Here is a 25,450-nt window from a genome sequence, read left to right as displayed (position 1 = left end):
ATGTATGCCAGACGTTCTTTCGGATAATCCGAATCGAGCGGTACATAAGCGCCACCAGCTTTGAGAATCCCAAGCACCCCGATCAGCATTTCGAGCGAACGTTTCACGCAGATACCGACAAGTGAACCGGAGCGAACGCCTTGTTTTAGCAGGTAGTTGGCTACTTGGTTGGCTCGTGTCTCTAGCTGGGAGTATGTGAGACTCAGGTCTCCCGATACGACTGCAATGCGATTCGGATAAAGCATCGCGGTCTGCTGGAACAATTGATCCACGCGTTGATCCCGTGGGTAAGCCGTCGTGGTGTCGTTCCATTCCACCAGTAGTTGCTCGCGTTCTGCCTGAGGCAAAAACGGCAATTGGGTAATGGTCTTCTCCGGCATCTGAACGATGGCTTCGAGTAAGTGATGGAAGTGCTGTGACATTCGCACAATCGTCGTTTCATCAAACAGCGCTGTATTGTATTCAAACGTTGCGATCAATCCGTTTGGTCTTTCAGCCATGGTCAACGTCAGGTCGAACTTGGCCGTGACAAGGTGTTTGTCCATATCGAATTCCGATACGCGAATACCAGCCTTTTCGTCTAAGTCTAGCTGGAAGTTTTGGAGGACAAACATGACTTGGAACAGCGGCGAGTAGCTGAGACTACGCTCTAGCCCCAGTTCATCGACCAATTTTTCAAACGGAAGATCCTGATGGGCATAGGCTTCTAGCGCCGTCTCCTTCACTCTTGCCAGCAAGTCACGGAATGTCGGTTCCCCTGACATTTCCGTACGCAGTACTAATGTATTAATGAAGAAACCGATGAGCGACTCAGTCTCCTCCCGATTCCGTCCTGCAACCGGGCTTCCGACGAGGATGTCTTCCTGTCCACTGTAGCGGTAGAGCAAAGTCTGGAAGGCAGCCAGTAAGGTCATGAACAGCGTCGATCCTTCTTCGCGGCTGAGCATATTCAACTTTGCTAACAGTTCAGCTGGAAGCGTAATGGTATACATCGCGCCCAGGTGGCTTTGAACGGCTGGACGCGGACGATCTGTCGGCAATGCCAAAAGTGGTTCGGCATCGACTAGCTTTTCTTTCCAGTACGCTAGCTGTTGCGTAAGCACATCTTCTTCCATCCACTTCCGTTGCCATACAGCGTAATCGGCGTACTGCAATGTCAGATCAGCTAACACAGGTTCTTTGCCGTGAACAAATGCTTCGTACAGTGCTCTCATTTCTTTGATGAAAATACCGATAGACCAGCCATCGAAAATAATATGGTGCATGTTAAATAAGAAGACGGCTTCTTGATCGCTTATGCGAATCAAGGTCGTACGGAACAACGGACCTTCGCTCAGGTTGAATGGCGTAGCTGCCTCTCTTCCTGCCAAACCCTGTGTTTCTGCTTCACACTCGTCCGCTGGTAGCTCTCGCAAGTCGATGACACGTAACTGCTGCTCTTGGTAAGGATGTATGATTTGTACGGCTTGCCCTTCCACGTGGCTAAAGGTTGTCCGCAAGCTTTCGTGGCGCTGGATCAGTACCTGCAAGCTTTTGTTCCAAGCCTCTATATCCAGATACCCGTGCAAACGCATTGCTGACGGGATGTTGTACAAGGCGCTGTCTGGCATCAGACGATCCAGGAACCACAAGCGCTGCTGCGCAAAGGACAATGGCAGATGACCTTCCCGTGAACCAGGTTCGATCGAAGTTCCTGCTGTTTCTTGCAAAAGGCTTCCGAGTGCTTCGGACAGTTTTACAATGGTTGGGTTTTCGAAAAGAGTACGGATCGGTAGTTCGTCTGCAACCATGTCACGAAGGCGGGAAATGACCCGTGTCGCTAAGAGAGAATGTCCGCCAAGCTCGAAGAAGTTGTCATGAATCCCGACTTTTTCGATGCCGAGCACGTGCGACCAGATCGCGGCCACCAGCTCCTCTGTTTGGTTGCGTGGCGCTACATACTCTTGTGTAGAAGCCATCTGCCCCCACTCCGGCTCAGGCAGCTGCTTCCGGTCGATCTTGCCGTTCGGTGTGAGCGGCATAGCGTCCAGCCAGACAAAGACGGATGGAACCATAAACTCCGGCAATTTTGCTTTTGCCCAAACGGCTAAGTCAGTGCCTTCTTCCCTACTTTCCTCTTTTGTCGTCACATACGCCGCCAGACGTTTGTCACCCAGCTTATCTTCTCTTGCCGTCACCACGGCTTCCTTGACAGCCGGATGGGTGCGTAGGACAGCCTCCAACTCTCCCAACTCGATCCGATAGCCGCGAATCTTCACCTGATGATCAATCCGGCCCAAATACTCAATTTGTCCATCTGGGAGATAACGGACCAAGTCACCGGTGCTGTACATCCGTGCATGCGGGTCAGCGTGGAATGGGTTGGACAAGAATCGTTCTGCTGTCAGCTCTGGGCGATTCAGGTACCCGCGAGCCAATCCTTCCCCGCCAAGATACAGTTCTCCAGGCAAGCCCAACGGGACAGGTTGCAGGTTGGCATCGAGAATATACGCTTGTGTGTTGGACAAAGGACGGCCAATCGTCGGTTCTGCTGTCGCGTCTTTGGTCACCTGTACATACGTGGAGTAGGTCGTATCTTCAGACGGACCGTAAAGATTAAAGACTTTTTCCACATGCTCCAATGCATATAGACTTTGCGCCAATGTGTTTGGCAGTGGCTCTCCAGCCAGGTTGACCACTCGTACCGTCGACGGGATCGCGTTCATCCGCACCAGTTCTTTGGCCGCAGATGGAACGGTATTGATTAAGGTCACCTCGTTGGCTGCTGGCAGGCTCGGTACATGCAAGGCGTTGTCAGCCAGGATGACTTTCCCGCCGTAGCTTAAGGTCACGAATATTTCATAGACAGACAGATCGAAGCAGATGGAAGTGGAGGCGAGTACCCCACTCATTTCTTCAGCCGAAAAGACGGTTTTCGCCCAAGCGATGAAGGCAATGACACTACTGTGCTGAATCGCTACCCCTTTGGGCAGACCTGTCGAGCCCGAGGTGTAGATGACATAGGAAAGGTTGGTTGGCTCCACCAGATTAAGCAGGTTCTCTTCGCTTTGCTCCGCGATAGGCTCCCAGTCACGATCCAGGCAGATCACTTGTGCGGTATGCTCAGGCAGCATCGATAACAAGCTTTCTTGGGTCAACAGGATTGCCGCTTGCGAATCCTCCAACGTATAGCCGATTCTCTCCTGTGGATACGCGGGATCAATCGGTACATACGCGCCGCCAGCTTTGAGAATTCCCATCATCGCTACGATCATCTCAGTCGTACGTTCCATGAGAACAGCGACCAAGACCTCTGGACCGATCCCTTGCGCCCGCAGATAGTGAGCCAACTGGTTTGCTCGTCGGTTCAGCTCCGCGTACGTCAGTCTTTCTTCTCCGACGATTAAAGCCTCCGCATCCGGTGTAGCGACTACTTGTGCTTCAAACAGCTGGTGCATCACCGCGTCACGAGTATATTCCGTTTCCGTTGCATTCCATTCGACTAACAGCTTGTGGCGTTCCTCGTCTGTGATGAATGAAATGGCAGAAAGATGATCCGTAGGCTGAGCCATCATTGATTCTAATACTTTGATCAATTGAGACAATACCTTATCCATGGTGATCTGCTCGAATCGATTTGTTTCATAAATCAGCTTGAGCAATAGCTCTTCGCCAGGCGCAGCCACCAATGTCAATGGATAGTTCGTCTGCTCAACTGCTTTGATTGCGTTTAGCGACATGTCTGTATCAGACTGTGTTTTTGTACCGGACATGTAGTTTTCGAAAACGAGTATACTGTCAAACAACACCTGTCCAAGCGGCACTTCGCTCCAGCTTTGAATGTCAACGAGCGGCGTGAACTCGTACTGACGTATCTCACTCTGCTCCTGTTGGATGTTCTGCAGCCAGTCGATCACCGTCATTTGTTCCGAGAAAAGCACGCGAACAGGCAGCGTATTGATAAACAGACCCACCATGGAGTCCACTCCACGCAAATCTGTAGGACGTCCCAGGTTGGTTGTCCCAAATACCACTTCCGACTCACCTGCGTAGCGACTTAAAATCAACGCCCACGCTCCTTGAACCAGTGTATTCATCGTCAGTTGATGCCTGCGGGCAAAAGCTTGCAGACTCGCAGTTGTTTCCTTCGATAAAAGAATCATTTGATCTGCGTATTCTTTTTGTTGTTCAACCCTTCCACCCGGTTTCCCCATGCTAAGGGGAGTTGGTATGCGGAAGCCCCGCAGGTGATTTCGCCAATACTGCTCGGATGCCTCAAGACTCTGCTGCTTTAACCAGGCAATATAAGAGGAAAACGGAGGGGCGACAGGCAGTTTTGCTTCGAAACCATTAACGGATGCCTGATAAAATGCCAGCCAATCGTTTAACACGATCGGTGTACTCCAACCATCCAACAACATATGGTGAAAGCTCCAAACGAGTTGACTGGTTTTCGAATCGAGACGAATCAACGACCAACGCATCAATGGTGGATGAGTGAGATCAAAGCCTAGCTTGCGATCTTGTTCGAGATAGGTTTGTAAGTACGCTTCTTGCTTTTCTTTCGTTAAGTGACTCCAGTCCAGTTGTTCGACATGTGCTTTTACTTTTGTATGAACAACCTGATGCGGTTTTTCTAATCCGCTCCATAAGAAGGAGGTTCGGAGGATGGCATGTCGCTCGACAACTTTTTGCCATGCTTCTGAAAACATCGCCACATTCAAATGATCCAAATTCACGACCAGTTGAACGACGTAGTCCCCGCCTGCCTGCTCATAAAGAGAGTGGAACAGCATCCCCTCTTGTAACGGAGTGAGCGTGTAAATGTTCTCGATCAGACGATTGTTTCCGATGAACTTGTCGAGGCTTTTTTGATCCAACTCCGCCAACGGGAAATCGGAAGGTGTATAGCCACCTGCCTCTTCAGAGCGGCAATGGGCAATGATCGCTTGCAATGATTGCACATAGTCACGAGCAAGCTCTTCAATCGTTTGTTGTTCATACATATCGACGCTGTACGTCCAGGTCATTTCTAACTGATCTCCCGCCACCATGCTCTGGAAATCAAGTTTATGGAGTCGGGCTTCATCCTTGCTCAGATTGGATGCTGACCAGTTCGGAATGATCTGGAACAAGAAGGAAGCATCAGCCGTTTGATCCTGATCAAATTGTCCTAAATAATTGAAGCTAATCTCAGGTTGCGGATAAGCTTTCAGGGTATTTATCGTTTGTTCATCTATGCTTAAATAACGATGAATGCCGTAGCCAATCCCTTTGTCAGGAATCGAGCGCACTTGTTCTTTGACTGATTTGATCAGGGAACCCCAATGCGTCTTTGGCTCCATTTCCAGCAAGACCGGGTACATGCTTGTGAACCAGCCTACTGTACGAGAAATGTCCACGCCATCGATGATCTCTTCGCGCCCGTGTCCCTCAACGGAAACATAGAGTGCCTTTTGCCCCGTCCAGTTGTTATATGCGCGGATCAAAGCACTGAGTAACACATCGTTAATTTGAGTGCGGTAAGCGGCTGGCACCTCCTGCAACAAGGCACGAGTCTCTTCCGCGCCCAGCTTTACCTTTAGTTGTACGGCCAGACTTTCTGTGTTCTTTCCATTCGGATGGTCAACAGGCAGATTGAATACTTGACTTGTATCCAGATTCGCCCAGTATTCGTCGACTACGCTTTGCTGAGCATACTGTGTTAACTGTTCCGACCAACGCTTGAAAGAAGTCGTCTTCTGAGGCAAATTCAGCTGTTGTAACCCTGTCAATTGTTGATAGGCCGTTTGTAAGTCTTCCAGAATAATTCGCCAGGAAACACCATCGACAGCGAGATGATGAATCGCAATGAACAGACGCTGTTTGGCCTCGCATTGGAAGTATGCAGCACGGAGCAATGGTCCTTCTTCAATATCCAGACTTTCTTGTAGCTCGTCTGCGATGGCTTGCATTTGCTCCTCTATTTCCGTCTCAAGCACAGCCGTCAAATCTACTACCTGAAACACGTCCTCATCCGAAACGACATCATGATATTGCTCCCATTTTCCATTGACGTTCCGAAAACGCAGGCGCAAGGCATCATGGTGAGCAAGAATCGTCGCAAAAGCTTTTGCCAGCAAACTTGCATCCATTTCTTCACGCACAGCAAGCATGACTGATTGGTTCCAGTAGTTGATATTGCAAATTTCCTGCTCAAAGAACCACGTCTGAATGGGCGTCAGAGGCAAGTCGCCTGTAACAACACCCTGCTCTATATGCAGTTGTGGTGCATCCTCTAGAACAGCTACACTTGCGGCCAATTCTGCCAATGTTTGAGAGTCAAACAAGTGCTTTGGTGTAAATCGGATACCCGCCTGATTGGCACGCGACACAATTTGAATAGTCAGAATCGAGTCGCCGCCCAGTTCGAAAAAGTTATCGTGAATCCCGATTGACTCTACACCTAGAACTCCTTGCCAGATTTCGGCCAGCTTGCGTTCTATTTCCGTTTCTGGGGCAACAAAGCAGTCTTCCCATTGAGCTCGCAAGGCATCGGGTACCGGCAGAGCACGGCGATCTACTTTTCCGTTTGGAGTAAGAGGTAGGGCATCCATCAGTATGATGACAGATGGCACCATGTAGTCTGGAAGTCTATCTTTCAAAGACTGACGTAATTCATTCGTCTGTACCTCTTCTCCCTCATGAAGCACGGCATAAGCCACCAGTCGTTTCACTCCAGGCGTCAAATCTTCCCTGACGATCACCACTGCTTCCGACACAGCTGCATGTGCATACAAAGCCGACTCTATTTCCCCCAGCTCAACCCTGAATCCGCGAATGCTTACTTGATCATCGGCGCGTCCAATAAACTCCAAATTGCCATCTACCAAATATCGAACCAAGTCTCCAGTGCGATACATACGTGCCCCTACATCTGTAGAGAACGGATTTGGTACAAAACTGGCTTCCGTCAGATCTGGGCGGTTCAGATAGCCGCGTGCCAAGCTTTTCCCCGCGATATAAAGTTCCCCGACAACTCCTACAGGCACAGGCTTTCTGCTTGCGTCGAGTACATAGACTGATACGTTGTCAATGGGACGTCCAATGGAAGGAGCCGCTTCTCGTTCTCCCTGCACGGGCACGATGCCAGCAGTAGCAACGACAGTATTTTCCGTTGGGCCATATTGGTTTACCAGCGTAAACGGTACATTCGCAGACGGGTACTGGTGCAAGGTATCACCACCCGTCAACATGTAGCGCAATGCTGTTTCGGCTGGCCAATTCAAAGTAAGCAGGCTCTCTGCCAATGGCGTTGGTAAAAAGCTTATCGTGATGCCTGATTCGACTAACCAATTACGCAGTTTTTCCGGTACGAGACGAATCTCCTCCTGTGGCAGGCAAATCGTAGCACCCGCGGTCAAATATGGCCAAATCTCCCACACCGAAGCATCAAAAGCTGTACCAGCTATTTGCGATGCACGATCCGCCGCGATTACGTTGTACGCTCGCTGATGCCAATTGACTAGATTCAAGAGTGATCCGTGCTCGATCTCCACTCCCTTTGGCGTTCCTGTAGAACCTGACGTATAGATGACATAGGCGAGTTGTTCTGCTTTGGACGTAACCGCTGGCGCAACCGAACTCATCTCAGCCATGACATGCCAATCTCGATCCAAGCAAAGGAACGTTGCAGCTCCTTCTGGTAATGCACCTACCAACCGCTCTTGGGTTAAGACCAAAGACATCTGTGCGTTCTTGATCATATAAGCGAGTCGTTCTTGCGGGTATGCAGGGTCCATCGGCACATAAGCGGCACCTGCTTTGAGAATCGCGAGTTGACCGATCAACATCTCGATGGAACGCTCCACGCAGATTCCTACCAAGTCTTCCGAGCCAATCCCTTGTTTTAGCAACATATGAGCGAGCTGATTGGCCTTCGCATCCAGGTCTGCATAGGTGATTGCACCTTGCTCACCCGAAACTGCAATTTGATCAGGCAACTTTTGTGCGATCTGGGCAACACGTTCGTGTACGCAAAGATCGCGGGAATAATCAACCTCAGTATCATTCCAACCTACGAGTAGCTGATCTCGTTCCACATCGCCCAACAGCTCAACTTCCGTTATTTTCTGAGTTGGATTGGTCGCAATAGCTTGTAAAAGATTGCGGAAATGCTCTGCCATGCGCTCAATCGTCGTACGATCAAATAAATCTGTACTGTATTCAAACACACCTTTGAATCCGTAATCCTCGTCTTCAATCATGGTGAGAGTCAAATCAAATTTGGTCGTCTTGTTAAGATTGACTTCATTAGGTGTAATGGATATCGTCTCACCTTTACGTACACCCGTTGACATTCCCTGTACGGAGAAAAGAACCTGGAATAGCGGCGAGTAGCTGAGACTACGTTCAATTTGTAATTCATCGACCAATTTTTCAAAAGGAATATCCTGATTGGCAAAAGCATCAAATGCCGTCTCACGAACACGTCGCAACAGCTCAACGAATGTAGGGTCGCCAGACAGGTCAGTACGAAGAACCAGCATGTTGACAAAGAATCCGATCAGGTTTTCTATTTCCTGACGATTACGTCCCGCAACAGGTGTGCCTATCAGAATATCTGTGCTGTGCGTATAGCGGTACATGAAGTGCTTGAATGCCGCTAAGAGCGTCATGAACAGTGTCGCGCCTTCTTGTCGTCCAAGCTCGCGTAGCTTTTGCCCCACTTCACTCGGCACGTAAAAAGAATAATTGTCACCGCGATAGCTTTGCACGACTGTACGTGGACGATCCGTCGGAAGTGGCAAAAGTGGTTCACTCTGGCCCAGCTTCTTTTTCCAATAGCCGAGCTGCTGCTCCCATACATTGTCTTGCCATTTCTCTCGTTGCCAGATTGCGTAATCCCGATATTGAATGGGTAAATCGGCTAGCGGTACTTCTGCTTCTTTGACGAATGCTTCATACACTGCGCTTAGCTCGTTCACCAATACATCCATGGACCAACCGTCTGAGATGATGTGATGCATGTTAATCCAGAGAACGGACTCTTGTTCCTCCAGTCGGATCAAAGCTGCCCGCATCAACGGCCATTGATCCAGTTGGAATGGAGTCGCGCCATCTTCTTCCACCATACGCTTCCATATAGCGTCTTTTTCCGCTGCTAGCATGTCGCGAAGGTCAGTGACAGGAAGTGACAGATGTACATTTGTATGAATCGCTTGAACCGCTCTTCCTTCTATGTCCATAACCGTTGTTCGAAGGGATTCATGCCGTTTGATGATTTCATTCAAAGCACGTTCCATTACATTCGTATTGACTGCTCCACGCAGATGGAATCCGACCGGAATGTTGTACATGGCGCTATTCGGGATAAGTCGATCAAGGAACCATAGACGTTGTTGGGCGTAAGACAGCGGTAACTCTTGAGAACTGTCCAATGAAAGCGGTTTGATCGGGCTTTGCTTTATCGGCTCCGCACCTTGGCGAGTGAATTGAATACGTTCAGCCAATTCTGCTACTGTCTGATAGGTAAAAATCTCACGCATCTGAAGCTGAGTCTGAAAAAGTTTGGATGTACGGGACAGCAATTGTGTTGCTAAAAGCGAATGCCCTCCCAATTCGAAAAAGTTATCGTGGATCCCGACTTGTGATACACCAAGAACCTCCTCCCAAATCCGGGCAAGCAATTCCTCAATGGGATTGCGCGGCGCACTGTACGCGTTGCCTGTTTGCACATTGCCATCTGGGAGTGGCAAAGCTTTGCGATCAATTTTGCCGCTCGAGGTCAGAGGGAACTCTTCCATTTGAATGAAATGAGTCGGAACCATGTAATCTGGCAGCGTTTGGCGAAGCAGTGTACGTAATGAGGCAACAGTCCACACCTGATCGGCGATGATATAGGCGCATAGATACGCTTGATTGTTATGATCTGTGTGTGCCACTACCACTGCATCGCGAATCGATTCTTCTTCGATCAACCGGCTACGAATTTCGTTCAACTCAATCCGGAAGCCACGAATTTTCACTTGATGGTCGATGCGTCCGAGGTATTCGATGTTTCCATCCTTGCGATAACGAGCCAGGTCGCCTGTACGGTACATGCGTTTGCCTGCTTCAAACGGATGGGGAACAAACTTTTCGTTCGTCAATTCTTCATTATTTAAATATCCCCTCGCCAATCCAGCTCCGGCAATGCATAATTCACCAGGAACTCCGATTGGCTGTAATTGACCATATTGATTGACGATATGCATTTGATAGTTGGCCAATGGTTTTCCGATGGGCACAGGATTTTGTTTTAAGTCTTCCGTGAGTGAGTAGCAGGAAGCATAAATGGTAGCTTCTGTGGGACCATAGATGTTCTCCACTTTCACTTCAGGCAATACTTTATATACTTTTGGCGCAAGATCATTCGGCATTGCTTCCCCGGCAGCCATGATGTACCGCAGGCGGTTTCCCTCTTTTCGCCCCTCGAGATACTCGACAAATGGAATGAGCATGGATGGAACAAAATTGACATGAGTTACGTCATAATTTACAACAGTTTCCCAAATTTTGGCAGGATCTTTCTCCGCGCCAGGTTCGAGAATCACCAGTCTGCCGTTGCCGAGAATCCAGCCGAAGATTTCTGCGACAGATACGTCGAAGGTATAGGTCGTTTTTAACAAATACGCATCTTTTTCTTGTAGCGGATATTTCTCTTGCAGTGCGAAGATTTGATTCAATAGGCTCGCATGCTCGATCATGACGCCTTTCGGTTTGCCTGTCGAACCCGATGTATAGATGACGTATGCAAGATTACTCGTTTGGGCTACATTCGCAAGATTACCCGATGCTCCCTGATAAAGCTCATCCGCCTCTAGATCAAAGATCCGATCAGCAAAATCAATTGCCTCTAAAAAGCGTTTTTTTGTAAGAAGCAGCACACTGCCGCTATCCTGCAAAATGTATTCGATGCGTTCCTTCGGATGCGCCGGGTCGATTGGTAAATATGCTCCGCCCGCTTTAAAAATCGCGAGAATGGCAATGATCATTTCCGCTGAGCGTTCTGTGAGCAAGCTGACAATACTTTCTGGTCCGACCCCTTTTGCACGTAAAAATGTAGCAAGTTGATTTGCCTTTTCGTTTAGCTCACGATAAGTAAGCTTTTGCTCTCCCATGACCAGCGCAATGTGGTGTGGTTGTTTCTCTGCACGCTCTTCAAAAATTTGGTGAATCAGATAATCAACAGGATAATTGCGATATGTATCATTAAAAGTATGGAGCTGAAGGTGCTTCTCTTCGGAATGTACCACTTCTAGATTTTTCAGAAGGATATCCGGTGTATTTGTCACTTGCGTCATGATAGTCGTGAGTTGTTGGTTGAGGTGTTGGAGTTGATCTTCCGTAAATACGGATGCATTGTATAGATACGTAACAGTGAGGGTAGCGTCTGAGGTGACCATTATGTTTAGGTCGTAGTTGGTTTGTTCAAAAGCATGCAGATTGGTGAGAGTGAATTCTTGGTTATATTGGTTCAGACGGGTCAAAAGCTCTGCGCCCATCGGATAGTTTTGGAACAAAATAATATGATCGATCAGTTGTTGATTTTTCTGAATGTCCGCGAGGGAAAGATAATGATATTTTTCCAGCGAGCTCGACTCTTCTTGTACTTGTTTCACCAGATCAGAAAACGTTTGATTGTCTCTCATCTGAACACGGACAGGTACGGTATTGATGAAAAGTCCAACCATCTGCTCGACGTTCGGGATATCGATTGGACGGCCAGAGACAACCGATCCAAATACAACATCATCGATATTGCTTTGACGCTGCAACATGAGACCCCAAATTGTACGAAAGAGATTGTTTACAGTTACTTGCAATTGTCTTGCGATTTTATTCAATTGGTTCGTCAACGACTGACCAATCGTGAAGACCAGCTCTGCTTGATTGTATTTGATTCCGGTACCTTGCTTTTGAATAAATGTGCTTGGCTCATAGCCGCTTAAATACCGTGACCAGTTGACTTTTGCCTCTTCTGCGTCCTGTTCCCCTAACCAGCTTATGTACTGGCTATACGGATAAACTTGGCCGAGATTTACTGGTCGTTCGTCTTTTAATTGTTGATAGATTTGGAAAAAGTCATGTAACACAATCGGAATGCACCAGCCGTCGAGCAAGATGTGATGGTGACTCCAGATCAGTGTATATGCATCAGAAGAGGTTTGGACAAGAGTAAGTCGAACGAGCACATCTTTTGCCAAATCAAAGTTTTTCTGACGTTCTCTTTTAGCAAAGTCCTCCAAAAAGACGGCTTGCTCGTCTTCAGAGAGGTGTGTGATATCTATCAACTGAATGTTTGTCTTTCTTTCCTTGAGTACAATTTGTCGCGGCTTTTGAACCTTCTCAAGGATAAAGACAGTCCGGAGAATATCGTGTCGCTCGATCAGCGCGTTTAAGCTTTGTTCGAGAATAGCTGGATCGATGAGTCCTCTAATGGTAAAGCGCAATTGTTCAAAATAGGACTCTGTTCCTTCGTCCAGGAGGGAATGAAATAACATTCCCTCTTGCATTGGAGATAACGGATATATATTGGCGATCTTTTTACTAGACACGTCTGCTCTCCTCCTGAGTTACATTTACTTACAAATCGCCTATCAAGTCCATAATGTCATCGAGTTCTTCCATAGAGAGCTTCTTGTCCACAAAATCACTCGGTGTTAACTCAGAATCTTTCTTTTGTATACAATGCACAATAATAGCGTTCAAATGAATTTGATAGAGTCCCATGAGCTTGTCTATCGTCGTTTTGTGATACTCATGGCGATTGTAATTCATATAGATAACCAGCTCTCCACCGATAATCTTGGCATAGATATCTAGCGGGTGCATGCGTTCGGCATGAGGTCCCAGCACTCTACCCACTGGTAGATTCGATGGCGTGAACAGATCATTGTCCAAATCGGCATCGTACTGTCCCAGATAATTGAACACAACCTCGGGCTGGAGTGTGAAAGGGATGTCTCGTTTGTGCTCGGTCTCGGTGAGATGCTTTAAGATGGAATACCCGATTCCTTTATTCGGAATAGCACGCATCATTTCTTTGACCAGCTTGATCTGCTCCGCCAATTGGCCCGATTTGGCAGCAGGCAGGACGACTGGGAAAAGGGAAGTGAACCAACCTACCGTACGGGAGACATTCAAGCCTTTGACAATCTCTTCACGTCCATGTCCTTCCAAAAAGACTCGAACATCGTTCGCCCCTGTCCATTCTCGTAGCGCCATTCCCAAGGCAGTCAACAGAATCTCTTGCGTTTCTGTTTGGTAGGCGTGATTTGTATGGCGCAGTAATTTTTCAGTCTCCAATTTGGAGAAACGAACCGACGCGGTTATCGTCTCCATTTCGGTCTGGTAAATGGTCTCCTGATCCTTTGGCAATGGACGGATTGGAATGGATTCGACTTTTTTCCAATAAGCGAGTTCGTTTACAAGCTTCTTGCTATTGGCTACGTTTTTTAGCTCTTTCGCCCATCTTTGATAAGAATGTGTTTTTTCCGGTAAAGCAATTGGATTACCTGAGGCTACTTGTTGATAGGCGATTCGGAAGTCTTCCAGAATAATGCGCCAGGAAACACCGTCAACAACCAGATGGTGAATCGCAAAAAGCAGATGGTCACCTACTCTTGTCTTGAAGAGCGCTACTTGAACCAGCGGTCCCTCCTGTAAATTCATACTGGCTTGCAGGCGGTTTGCTTCTTCTTCCACTTTGTTTCGAGCGTCCAGCTCTTCTGTAAAATCAAACACATGGAAGACGAACAGATTACCATCGTCGCCTCGGTTAAACTGGACAAAGCCCTCATCCGATTCGGAAAAACTCATGCGCAGGGCATCATGATGAAGCACAAGCGCATTTAGAGACTCCATCAGTAGTTCGATATGGAAGCCGTCTTGGCTAAAAATCATCATTGCTTGATTCCAGTGACGTCTGCTTGATGTAATCCGTTCAAAGAAGTAGTGCTGGATTGGTGTAAGTAAGACAGGCCCTGTTACCAGTCCCTGATCGATCGTGATACTCTCGGAAATGACAAGCGGTGCCATTCGTTCGATCGTCGGATATTTAAACAGATGATTGAATTCCATCATGAGATTCATCCGTTGCAGACGAGACGCGATCTGCAAACCCTTGATCGAATCACCGCCAAGCTCGAAAAAGCTGTCTTGAATCCCTACCCTCTCGATGCCAAGTACTTCTCCCCAAATTCTGGCAAGAATCTCTTCCATTTCAGAGCGAGGTGCTACGTATTCTACTTCGCTTCTCACACTTCCATCCGGTTCGGGCAGGGCCTTTCGATCCAGCTTACCGTTGGAAGTAAGCGGAAACTCCTTCATGAGAACGAAGTGGGCAGGTATCATATATTCTGGCAATTCACGGCGAAGCAGGTCGCGCAATTGACTGACTGTCCATTCCTTCACGGAAAGCAAATAGGCGCACAAGTATGCCTGATTATTCTGGTCGGTTCGGGCCATAACCACCGCATCATAAATGGACTCTTCCTGGATCAGTTTGCTGCGAATTTCATCCAACTCGATGCGGTATCCACGAATTTTTACCTGATGGTCCATCCGTCCGAGATACTCGATATTGCCATCCTCACGATAGCGTGCCAGGTCGCCTGTGCGATAGATACGCTTACCAGCCTCTAATGGATGGGCAACAAATTTTTCCGCTGTCAGCTCTTCGTTATTCAAATATCCTCTCGCCAAGCTGATTCCAGCAATACATAGTTCGCCCGGAACGCCTATTGGCTGCAATTGTCCGTACTGATTGACGATATACATTCGATAGTTGGGCAGTGGCTTTCCGATGGGTACAGGATTCTCCAGTGAGTCTTTTGCGAGCGAATAGCGCGAAGTATATATGGTCGCTTCTGTTGGCCCGTAGATGTTTTCCAATTTCACCTCCGGCAGTACTTCATATACTTTTGACACGAGATCATCCGGCATCGCTTCCCCGCAAGCAAGGATGTACCGCAATCGGTTGGCTTCGTTTCGCCCCTCCAGATATTCGACGAACGGGATCAACATGGATGGCACGAAATTGATGTGGGTTATCCCTTCTTGGACTACCGCTTGCCATATTTCTTTGGGGTTCTTTTCTCCCTCTGGCTCGAGAATCACCAATCTGCCATTCCCAGGAATCCACCCGAAAATTTCTGCTACAGAGATATCAAAAATGTAAGTCGTCTTCAGCAGGAATGCATCTTCACATAGAAGCGGATATTCATCCTGCATGGCATGGAGTACATTGAGCAGCCCCCCGTGTTCAATCATCACGCCTTTTGGCTTGCCAGTTGAGCCCGATGTGTACATGACATACACGAGGTCATCCGGCTTGTTAACCAGCGGTAGATTGCTTGTCTCTGGAGAAAAGCTACTCTCGCTGTTCAAATCAATAACATCCGCTGTAAAGCTTGCTTTTTCAACGAAACGGGACTGTGCTACCACCATCTTGGCGCCGCTATCTGTGAAAATGTAGGAAATTCGGTCAGTTGGACTGTTCGGATCGATCGGCAGATAGGCTCCACCTGCTTTCAACACGGCGAAAATTGCCACTAGCATCTCAAAGGATCGTTCCGATATAAGCATCACCAGATCGTCTGGTTTCACCCCTTTTGTACGGAGGGTATGTGCCAGTTGATTTGCTCGCTCGTTCAGCTCTCGATATGTCATGCACTGTTTCCGGAGTACCAATGCGATCTTGTCAGGTGTAGCAGTAGCCCATTCTTCTAACAACTGCATGATCAATTTGCTGGGGTATGTTTTGGATGTATCGTTTACCCCTAGAAACAAATCGAGGCGTTGCGCTTGGGTCATGAGTTCAAACGCTTTAACTTGCTCCTCCAAACCGTGAACAGCTTGCAAAAGGAGATGTTCAAACTGCGCAATCATCCGGTGGATCATGCTTTCATCAAACAACAGTGTGTTGTATTCAAAAACAATGTGCAGCTCGTTCTCCCGCTCAACTGTTTCTAGTGTCAGGTCGAACTTGCTAATCCTGTTGTTGATATGACGCATGTGGTTTTCCAACTCTGTCTCCGGTGAGCTTTGCATCATGAACATCACATCAAACAGGGGATGACGATTCCCGTCGCGTTTTGCACCAGAGCCCTCGAGAATTTTATCAAAGGGAACGTACTGGTTTTGCAAAGCAGACAAAAGCTCTTGCTTTACCTGTTTCAGGTTATGTAAAAAGCTTTCTTCATGGTCAATCGAGAGTAGAAGTGGCAAGGTATTCACGAACATCCCAAGTATCTCTCGCGTATCTGGATGCTGTCTTCCATCTGTTACGGTACCTAGTATGACTTGCTTGCTGTCGTTATTCATTTTGGAAAGCCAGACAGATACGATGGTGAGCATCAGCATATAGAGAGTTACATCATGTTTTGTTGCCGTGGTCTTGAGCTTTCTAGTGAGTTCTTTGTTTGCACGATACGTGATCGTAGCCCCATCAAATGTCAATTGCGACGGACGTTTTCGTGTAGGAAGTTGGACAACGGGAAGCTCGCCCTCTAGAAGGGTTTTCCAGTAAGCAGCTTGCTGTTTGTATTCGTCGCTTGAATACCACTCATTTTGCCATCGCGCAAAAGACTTATAGGTATTCTTTAAAGGGAGAAGCTGCTGTCGTTCGAGTAAAGTCTGTAATTCCCGCAACAAAATCGACTTGGATAAGCCATCCATGACAATGTGATGGGAGTCGAGCCAGAGAACCTGTTTGTCAGGAGTTTCAATGATTCCAGCCCGGAGCAATGGTGCTTTTCCCAAATCGAATGGCTTGATGTTCTCTGCAAGTAGGCTGTGTACCACCTCTTCTTCACCTGTTTGCCGGACAAATGATAGCTCGGACCATGTGACAATTCGTTTTACGATTTCGTCATAATGCATGTGATACGTGCTTCGTAATCCTTCGTGGCGCATCACCAGCTGTTGCAAGGCCATCTGGATATGCTCTACATCTACGGATTGGGGAAAGTCAACGGTGAATGTCACATTGTATGCGATCGACTCGACATCCTGCTGCTGGATGATGTACATTCGTTTCTCCACCGCGGATGTTTCGTATTCCTGTTGTACGATCAGCTCCTGCAATGGTTCTACGTTCGTCTGCTCTTGCTCTGTGAACAGACGTTTCATTTGGCGAATCGTTGGATGCTTAAAAAGCTGGTCATATCTCAAATCGAATCCGATAGTTTTGAACTGGGAAATGAGCTGCATGGCCTTGATCGAGTCCCCGCCGCACTCAAGAAAATGGTCGTCGATTCCCACCTGTAAAATTCCTAGCACGCTGCTCCACACCTGAGCCAATTGTTGTTCAAGCTCATCAGTGGGCGCGACAAAATATTCGTTGAGCAGCTCCTCATCTCCCTGTACATCTGGCAATGCCCGCTTGTCTACCTTTCCATTCGTGGTGAGCGGTAGGGTCTCCATGTGAACAAAGTACGTCGGGATCATGTAATCAGGAAGATCATTTCCGAGCCATTCCCTCAGCTCGTGAAAAGGGATTGCATCAGGAGCAACATAATAGCCAACTAAGAATTTGCGGCCATCTTCCCGTTCTTTGGCGATAACCGTTGCCATTTCGACCATTGGATGATTCATGAGGAAAGGTTCAATTTCTCCTGGCTCGATCCGATATCCGCGAATTTTTACCAAATTGTCGAGGCGGCCCAAAAACTCGATGTTCCCGTCAGGCAACCAGCGTGCTCTGTCTCCCGTGCGGTACATACGCTCGCCCGTCTGTGGATGAATGATAAATTTTTCAGCGGTCAAATCTGGTCGGTTGACATATCCTCGTCCCAACCCTTCACCGAGGATAAATACCTCGCCTGCTACCCCAATCGGCTGTAATGCCAGCTTTTCATCCAAAATTAAGAGGTAGCTATGAGTGAGAGGCTTGCCAATCGGAATGCTCTGGTACTGCTTGTCCACCTCAAAAATAGTAGCAGCAATCGTGCATTCTGTCGGTCCATACAGGTTGTAAAGCTTGTAAGCACCGCGCCGATCAACCTTTTTTAGTACATCCCCGCCTGTGAGCATCGCTCGAAAAGAACGATTATCCATCTGCATGAACTGTTCAGCTGCTCCTGTCGGAAAAAAGCTGATCGTAATGCCTTCTTGGTTGCAATAATCATTCAACGCATTCAGATCATACTTCAGTGCAGTTGGCACGATGTGTAATGAAGCACCCGTAAATAGAAAGGGAAATATTTCCAATACAGACCCATCAAATGAAAAACTGGAATAGACAAGGGCTTTGTCTTCAGGGCCCACTTCAAAGTACTGGCTGTGCCATTCGCAAAAATTGACCAAGTTGCCATGCTCGATCATCACGCCTTTGGCCAAACCTGTCGATCCCGATGTATACATGACATAAACGAGATCTGTTGATCGATTGACGTGCGGCAGATTCTCTTTTCTGTCGCTGAAGCTACCAGGGTCACACACGTCAATCACTTCTACTTCTTCGCAGATGCTTTTCGCCTTTTCTATAAGGGGAGTCTGTGTCAATAGAACGGGTGCGTTACTGTCGTTTAGCATATAAGCAATTCGTTCATCCGGATAATCCAGATCGATAGGGAGATATGCTCCTCCAGCCTTTAGAACGGCGAGAATACTCACCAGCATGTCCAGTGATCTGTCCATCATGAGCGCCACTTGATCGTCAGGCTTAACTCCTTTGGCACAAAGGTTATGGGCTAACTGATTGGCTCGCTCATTTAGCTGTTTGTATGTCAGGGACTGATTTTGACATACAGCTGCTAGTCTGTCCGGTGACACTTCGACTTGTCGTTCAAACAACTGATGGTAGGTTTTATCGCTCTGGATCTCTCCTTGTGTTCGTTCTCCACAAAAACGCTTTAATGCCAGCAGCTCTTTTACGGTGGTCATATTCAGGTTTTTGTAGAAATCTCGGTCTTTTTTGTAGTGAATCGTTCCACCAACTGGTTGCGGAAATGGTGTGATCCGCCCACTTACAATATTGTCCCACTCTCGGATGAACAGGTCTTCAATCACCTGATTCGCTTTGTTGTAACAATCGATCAGTGTATCTTCGTCATCAAAAGTAATCTCTTCCTGAACAAGGATATCACCTGTATCTATGTTCTCGTCTATGAGATGCAGCGTAACCCCTTTTGGTGTCTCATCCCAAATACTCCAGAAAACAGGGTCTCTCCCCTTGTTCCAAGGCAAGAGGGATGTATGTAGATTGATAATGCGTCCTTTGAAACGGGAAACGATTTCCTTACCCAGAATATAGCCGTACGCGTAACTGACTACATAGTCAATTTGTTCGAAATATTCGGTTTCTTGCTGCCATTTTTCATTGCACACGATGACTTCGTGGTTTCTTGATTCCAAGTACTGCACAATCTTGTTTTCTTTGCTCATGAATGTTGTTAGGAATAATATTCTCAAAAAAACATCACCAGCATTTCTCATAATTTCGTTGACAAAAAGTTGACTTCGATTGAAAATCAGCTTAGATGGAATTTGTACCACTTTTTTACTTTTTGTTACATGATTTTACATATAACTCAAAAATATGGTTTTCTGCAAGTGGTTGTATGTAAATTTTTAAATTTTTTTGTGCCCAACGATTAGAGTAAAGGATGCCAAAAGGCAATACTCTGCTGGTTTTGAGGGGGATGAAAGGAGGGGAAGTATAGTATTGGTAAAAAGTGGAAATACGGATGGTTCCCATTTTCAATGCCGCACTTCGTTCAACATGAGATAACGCTCTGATATAAAATTGCCTCTGTGTATTAGGGAAGGGAAGGTTATACCCTCATCTCAGTATTTCACCTCACCAGACAAGCAATTTCCTTCTCAATCTGCAATTGTTTCTGCCCATTTTTGTAATACACTCGTTGGTATTCGTAAGATTTCAATATTCTGAAAGTTAATAAACGGGAGCTGCACACAAAATCGGATCACAGAAAAGTCTAGAAAAGGGGATTTTTTTATGGAGCCTGCAATCGTAATTAAGGATCTCAAAAAATCGTTCGGAGACAAAAAAGTTCTCGATGGCATTTCCCTCTCGATTCCCAAAGGTACAATTTTTGGTCTACTTGGACCTAATGGAGCTGGAAAAACAACCTCTCTACGAATCCTGTCCTGCCTCATTGAGCCTACGTCAGGAGAAGTCACCATCCTCGGTCATCCAATCAGCAAGAACAAAGAAGAGATTCGCAAAAAAATTGGTTGTGTAACAGAATCTCCTGGGGTGTATGACAAGCTTTCTCTGTTGGACAACCTGGAATTCTTCGCCTCCTGCTACCAGATTCCCAAAGCCAAGCGTGCTTCACGCATCGAGTATTTGCTTCGCCAATTCGATTTGTGGGACAGAAGAAACGATCCTGCTGGCAGATTGTCAAAAGGGATGAAACAAAAACTTTCGATTGTTTGCGCGATTTTACACGACCCCGAAGTGCTTTTCTTAGACGAGGTCACAGCTAATCTCGATCCTGTCAGCACTCGGAAGTTGAAAGATCTGATTCGCGAGTGGGCTGCGTCTGGAAAAACGATCATCTTTTGTTCACATATCCTAGCAGAAATTGATGAGTTATGTCATGAATTCGCCATCATTAAGGGTGAGGTGATTCGTTTAACGACCCCACAGAAGTTCCGCGAAGAGTGGACCACCTACAATGTGCTTCTTGACGTAGGAGAGGATTCTCAAAAGTCGGAACAAATTATAAAAGCCGCCGCGGAAGTTGAGACGTATAAGCGCACCGAAGATCAGTTCCACCTGAGGGTAGCGAATCCGAAGACCTCGAACCCACAGCTGATCAAAAAGCTGGTCGAAGCGGATATTACCGTCAATTACATAGCACCCATCTCCGTGTCACTGGAGGACTCCTATCTCAGCTTGTTGAATCAAGAAAAGGAGGCGATCTAGAATGCCGGGATTTGTTATTCTCCGGGAATGGAAAGAGCTTTTCGCTGCACGCTCCGTATTGATTACGAATCTTGCTGCACCATTCGTTATATTGGTTGTCGCTCTGATCACCACTGTATTTGCCCAAAACGGTAAGATGGAGTTCATCCTTAACCTGATGAAATTGACCAATCCCCTCCTTAACATGGCAGGTGCAGATGGTCATATTGCCATTGCTCGCTTCTATTTTCTCTTGTTCCTGATCGTACCGGCCATGATCCCCTTAACATTTGCCACGACGAGCATCATCATGGAAAAAATGACAGGGACATTGGAAAGCGTACTGGTCACCCCGATTTCCACCAAGGAGTTTTTGCTTGGTAAGGTCCTAGCGTATTCCTTGCCTTCCATTGCACTGACCTGGATTGTCCAGCTAATCTTTCTAGGGTTTATCTTTGCAACCTTTGAAAATGCTAGCGAGTATTTCTCCATCGTATTTATTCTCGCGATGCTCCTGCTGGTCCCGTTTATTTCGATCATCAGCGTATCCATGAGCGTCATTGTTTCCTCCAAAGTTGACAATGTCGCAGCAGCCCAACAATTTGGTGCCATACTGGTTCTGCCGATCATCGGACTTGCTGTTAGTCAGGTCATCTTCCTCTCCATGATGAGCAATCCGGTAATCTATCTGGGAATGGTCACAATTTGTGCGGTGGTTGCCCTGATCTTGTTCCAGATAAGTATCAAAGTGTTTGATCGCGAGCATATCATCAGCAAATGGAAATAACCGAAGTATGAAAAATAACCACCTTATGAAATCGTTGTCGTCACACGATTCCATAAGGTGGTTTTACTATTTGGGTGGTGTTTTTAACCAATAACCTCTTTAAGGGTTTGGGTCATTGTGTGCCAGTCTTCTTCTTGCATGATCGTATCCAAAGGTCTCTTCAATTCCATGAGTACATCCTCTACATAATGCTCACGTCTCATCCCCACGAGGACGTTGTGTACCTCTGGAGTGGCGCGCATCGTTCTAATCGCAGCTTGGCTTAGGTTATCTGTTGTCATTAAATGCGGTTTCACCCTCGTCAGCTCTTTCGAGATATCCAGTGAACGCTGGTAGTCTTTGGGGGCGTAGTAGCTCTTCAAAGCTTCAGCTGTCTCCATGAGAGCAGCCTTGTAGGCATCCAGCCATTGCTGCGTCTGGTCGTCCAAGCCCTCATGTTTTTTAATTGTCTTGCGAATATCTTCGATGATCGGCTCAAACAAAAAGCTTCTCACATTTTGCACATTTGTGGCAGAGTATAGCTTTTTCCAGTATTTGCGGAGTGTAGCTCCAGATGATATTTTTTTCTTCAGCTCTTTCACATCTTCTTTCTCCATTTTAAGTAATGGTAAGACGCGATAGACGATCTGATCCTCTACATCCTCTACACGATTCAGACAATCCTTGATTTGACGAATGGCTTCTTTTTCGTCAATGACCGTGCTCAGATCTAGTTGGATGTTCGTCAGGCGGAAGATTTTTTCCTTCGCTGTTACATCTAGCGTCCGGTTGGTCATGACACCAAGTCCTTTTTCCTTGGCAAATAACAAGGCACTCTTGCCTTGCGCATGGCTTTTTTCGAGCATGGCACCGGATTCGTACATGTTCATTGGAAACTGGATAACGCGAAAATGGTGATTCGGCGTTATCTTTTCAGCAATCTCCCAGAGGGTATCCAGCCCAACAAAATCAAATTCCTTGACATTGCTGACAAACGAATTGGCACTGACACCATAGCATTGAATCCGACCTGATTCTACTTCTTTCTCCAGATGTCGAAAAGCCTTCTCAATTCGTTCCAATAATTCATCATATGCTTCCTGTTGTTTGATCTTTTTCATTTTTGCCCATAGTAAATACCACTCTGGATTGTGCAGCATGTAGCAATCAATCGTTTCCACCTGCAAGCGCTGCAGGCTCCGTGTCAACTGGTCTTGAAGGTATTCTGGGTGGATACATATCGACATTCCCTCATGTACCGTTGTGAAGTCTTGATACGGTTTGCCTTCCGCTGTCCTCTTCATCGTCTCTTCGGAATCCTCGCCTTGGACGATACCGGCCTTGGATACGATTACAAGCTCTTCCCGCTTTATTTTTTCTTCACTTATCAGCTGCTTCAGCACATGACCGATGACTTTCTCAGCGCTACCATTTGTATACATACTACTTGTGTCAATCAGGTTAATTCCTTCGAGCAGTGCCTTACGGAGTGCCTGCTGGTACTGCTCATCCTTTTCATCAATCCGGTACGTTCCGAATCCAACCTGACTGATCCACACATCGAAGCTGCCAAATTGCTTATAGAAAAGATGGGGATTGGCCTGTGCTAGGCGCTGTGTCCCCTCTCGTGTTGCTTTTCCTGTCATCATCCTATCCCCCTATACCCGGCAAGATAATTTTGAAGAGTTGACCCGACAATAGTAAGGACTTGATCCTGTTGAGAATGGATGAAAAAATGGTCCCCTTCCAGTATGTGTGATTGAAAAGAAGCGTTCGTGTGATCTTTCCAGCCTTCGAGATGTGTTACGGAAAAATCCGGGTCCTGCCAACCGCCAATGGCCGTCAGTCCGAAGTCCAGCGGTTCCTCGTCTTGATAACGATACGTCTCGCATATCGTGAAATCGGCCCGAAGCGTAGGGAGAAGCATATTCAGAATCTCCTTGTCCTCAAAAATTTCCTTTGGCGTGCCATTCATCGTTCGTACGCCCTCCAGAAACTCTTGATCTGGGAGATGATGAATGGCTTCACCCGGATCTGGCAGATGCGGGGCATGGTATCCGGATGCAAACATGTGCTGCGGCTTGAGGTTGTAATGTTTGCGTAAATATCTGGCCAGTTCAAAGCTGACCAACGTTCCCATGCTGTGTCCAAAAAAGGCAAACGGTCGATTCAGATAGGGAAGCAGCGCTTCTGCCAGATCACGAATCATTACAGACAAATCTGTGTAGCAAGGCTCTAAAAAGCGATTACTTCTGCCTGGCAGCTGCACAGGACAAACGCCAATCTGAACGGGCAGCTTTTTTTGCCAATCCCGATAAATACCAGCATGACCACCCGCATAGTGAAAGCAAAATAATAACACTTCTGCCTCCGCCGTCATTTTTGCAGAGAGTAGCCATCGGTTCTGGGAAACGTACATCTTTTGCATAGGTATCCTCCTCGAAATTACTTAGGGAACAATGCGAATTTTGGCACCATCTTTTAATTGTGATTGTCCTTTGATAACTACCTTGTCTCCTGGTTTCACTCCGGAGCCGATAAGCGTCTTCTCCGTTCCTTTCGAAGCGATCGAGATTTCCTTCTCAGCTACTCTTTCTCCGTCCACGACGTAGGCTACCGACTTCCCATTTCGCTCAAGAATGGCATCTGTCGGTATGAGAATACCTGCTTGTCCTTTCTTTGAAGACACTTCCGCCTTCATTCCGGGAAGTAGCGTACCTTTTGGATTTGGCACTTCTATTTCCACGGGGAAAAGCTTAGATTGGTCAGAAGCCTTTAGTCCCACGTAGGAAATACTGCCTTTGACCTTGATATTTTGAGAGGGAACCTGCAAATCTAGTTGTGTTCCTTTTTGGAAGCTTGCCAACGCTTTTTCTGACACATTCACCTTCACAATCATCGGGTCAAGGTTAATTACCGTTGCTATAGGCTTTTGCGGGTTGATCGTATCGCCTTCTTGGACTTGAATATCGGTGATAATGCCGTCTATTGTTGATTTGATCAGTGTGTTTTCCAACGCATTTCTGGAAATATCCACTTCCACCTTTCCTTGTTGCACATTTGCTTGCGTGACTCGTCCATTTTTGTCGGCTGTATTCACTTGCGTCCGAGCATTAATTAAAGCGGTTTGCGCCTGATCTAGCTGGCTTTGATACTGGTTTTTTGCTTGCAGATATGCGTTTTCTGCGTTCTCAAGCTCACTTTTGGACAAAGCTTTCTCTTCAAACAGCTTTTTAGCGCGGTCGTAATTTGCTTGCGCCAGCGTCAATCCTTGTGCAATCGTACGCTGGGCACTCGCATAGGTTTGCTCCGCCTGCTTCAGTTGACTGTTTGCCAATTCGCTGGACGTCCCCATTTTGTTGGAATGCTCTAGATTTGCGTTGGCGACTGCTAATGCCGCCTCAGCATGACGCAGTTTCAATTGCGCTTCGGTTTGATCCAGCTTTCCGATGACTTGCCCTTTTTTTACTGTGTCTCCTTTTTTCACTAGAATTTCCGAGACGGTCCCGGTAGTTTTACCGTAAATACTCACATCCGTGTTAGCGAATACCTCCGCCAGCAACCTATCGGATTCTTTGAGTTCTCCTTCTGTTACTTCCTCTACTTGAACATCAACGGAATTCTCCACTTTAATGGTTTCAATCTCCGTACTGGACTGGCTTTCGATTGGTGTTCTTCCTTCATTAGAATTGGTCTTTTCTGCGGATTGAGAATTGCATCCCGAGATGATCGTCAAGCCTATAAGACATGCCACACCTGAGCTGATTAGCTTCGTCTTCTTCATTTTTAGTAAATTCCTCCCTCTG

7 protein-coding genes are annotated in these 25,450 nt (G+C 47.0%); 2 read left to right on the top strand and 5 right to left on the bottom strand.

Going from position 1 to position 25,450, the window contains the following annotated elements; all coding sequences use genetic code 11:
• Together FB479_RS13950 and FB479_RS13945 are read right to left on the bottom strand one after the other, a co-directional pair.
• Window positions 1-12,515 (bottom strand): amino acid adenylation domain-containing protein (locus FB479_RS13950; protein ID WP_370511687.1); only part of this gene is annotated, 12,515 nt, incomplete at its 3' end.
• A gap of 70 nt (window positions 12,516-12,585) precedes the next feature.
• A complete protein-coding gene (locus tag FB479_RS13945) occupies window positions 12,586-19,416 on the bottom strand; it encodes a non-ribosomal peptide synthetase (RefSeq protein WP_142065677.1) in 6,831 nt (2,276 codons plus the stop codon).
• Window positions 19,417-19,963: 547 nt separating this feature from the next.
• Here FB479_RS13945 and FB479_RS13940 point away from each other — a divergent pair.
• Entirely contained in the window at window positions 19,964-20,899 is a 936-nt protein-coding gene (locus FB479_RS13940; protein ID WP_106655316.1) for an ABC transporter ATP-binding protein, read from the top strand.
• 1 nt (window position 20,900) lies between these two features.
• A complete protein-coding gene (locus tag FB479_RS13935) occupies window positions 20,901-21,665 on the top strand; it encodes an ABC transporter permease (RefSeq protein ID WP_142065676.1) in 765 nt (254 codons plus the stop codon).
• An 83-nt stretch (window positions 21,666-21,748) separates the two neighbouring features.
• Here the strand turns inward: FB479_RS13935 and FB479_RS13930 are convergent, their stop codons facing one another.
• The 3 genes from FB479_RS13930 to FB479_RS13920 are packed head-to-tail and all read right to left on the bottom strand — an operon-like array spanning window position 21,749 to window position 25,428.
• Complete coding sequence (locus tag FB479_RS13930; RefSeq protein ID WP_142065675.1) at window positions 21,749-23,293, bottom strand: aldo/keto reductase; 1,545 nt, start codon at window positions 23,291-23,293, stop codon at window positions 21,749-21,751.
• Complete coding sequence (lgrE, locus tag FB479_RS13925) at window positions 23,290-24,072, bottom strand: linear gramicidin aldoreductase LgrE (protein WP_142065674.1); 783 nt, start codon at window positions 24,070-24,072, stop codon at window positions 23,290-23,292. Before lgrE ends, FB479_RS13930 begins: the two co-directional genes overlap by 4 nt.
• Before the next feature lie 21 nt (window positions 24,073-24,093).
• Window positions 24,094-25,428, bottom strand: coding sequence for an efflux RND transporter periplasmic adaptor subunit (locus FB479_RS13920; protein WP_142065673.1), 1,335 nt, complete (start codon window positions 25,426-25,428; stop codon window positions 24,094-24,096).
• Window positions 25,429-25,450: the final 22 nt, after the last annotated feature.

Source organism: Brevibacillus sp. AG162 (assembly GCF_006715575.1).
In the GTDB taxonomy this organism is placed as follows: Bacteria; Bacillota; Bacilli; order Brevibacillales; family Brevibacillaceae; genus Brevibacillus; species Brevibacillus brevis.
This window is presented reverse-complemented; position numbering and strand designations above follow the sequence as displayed.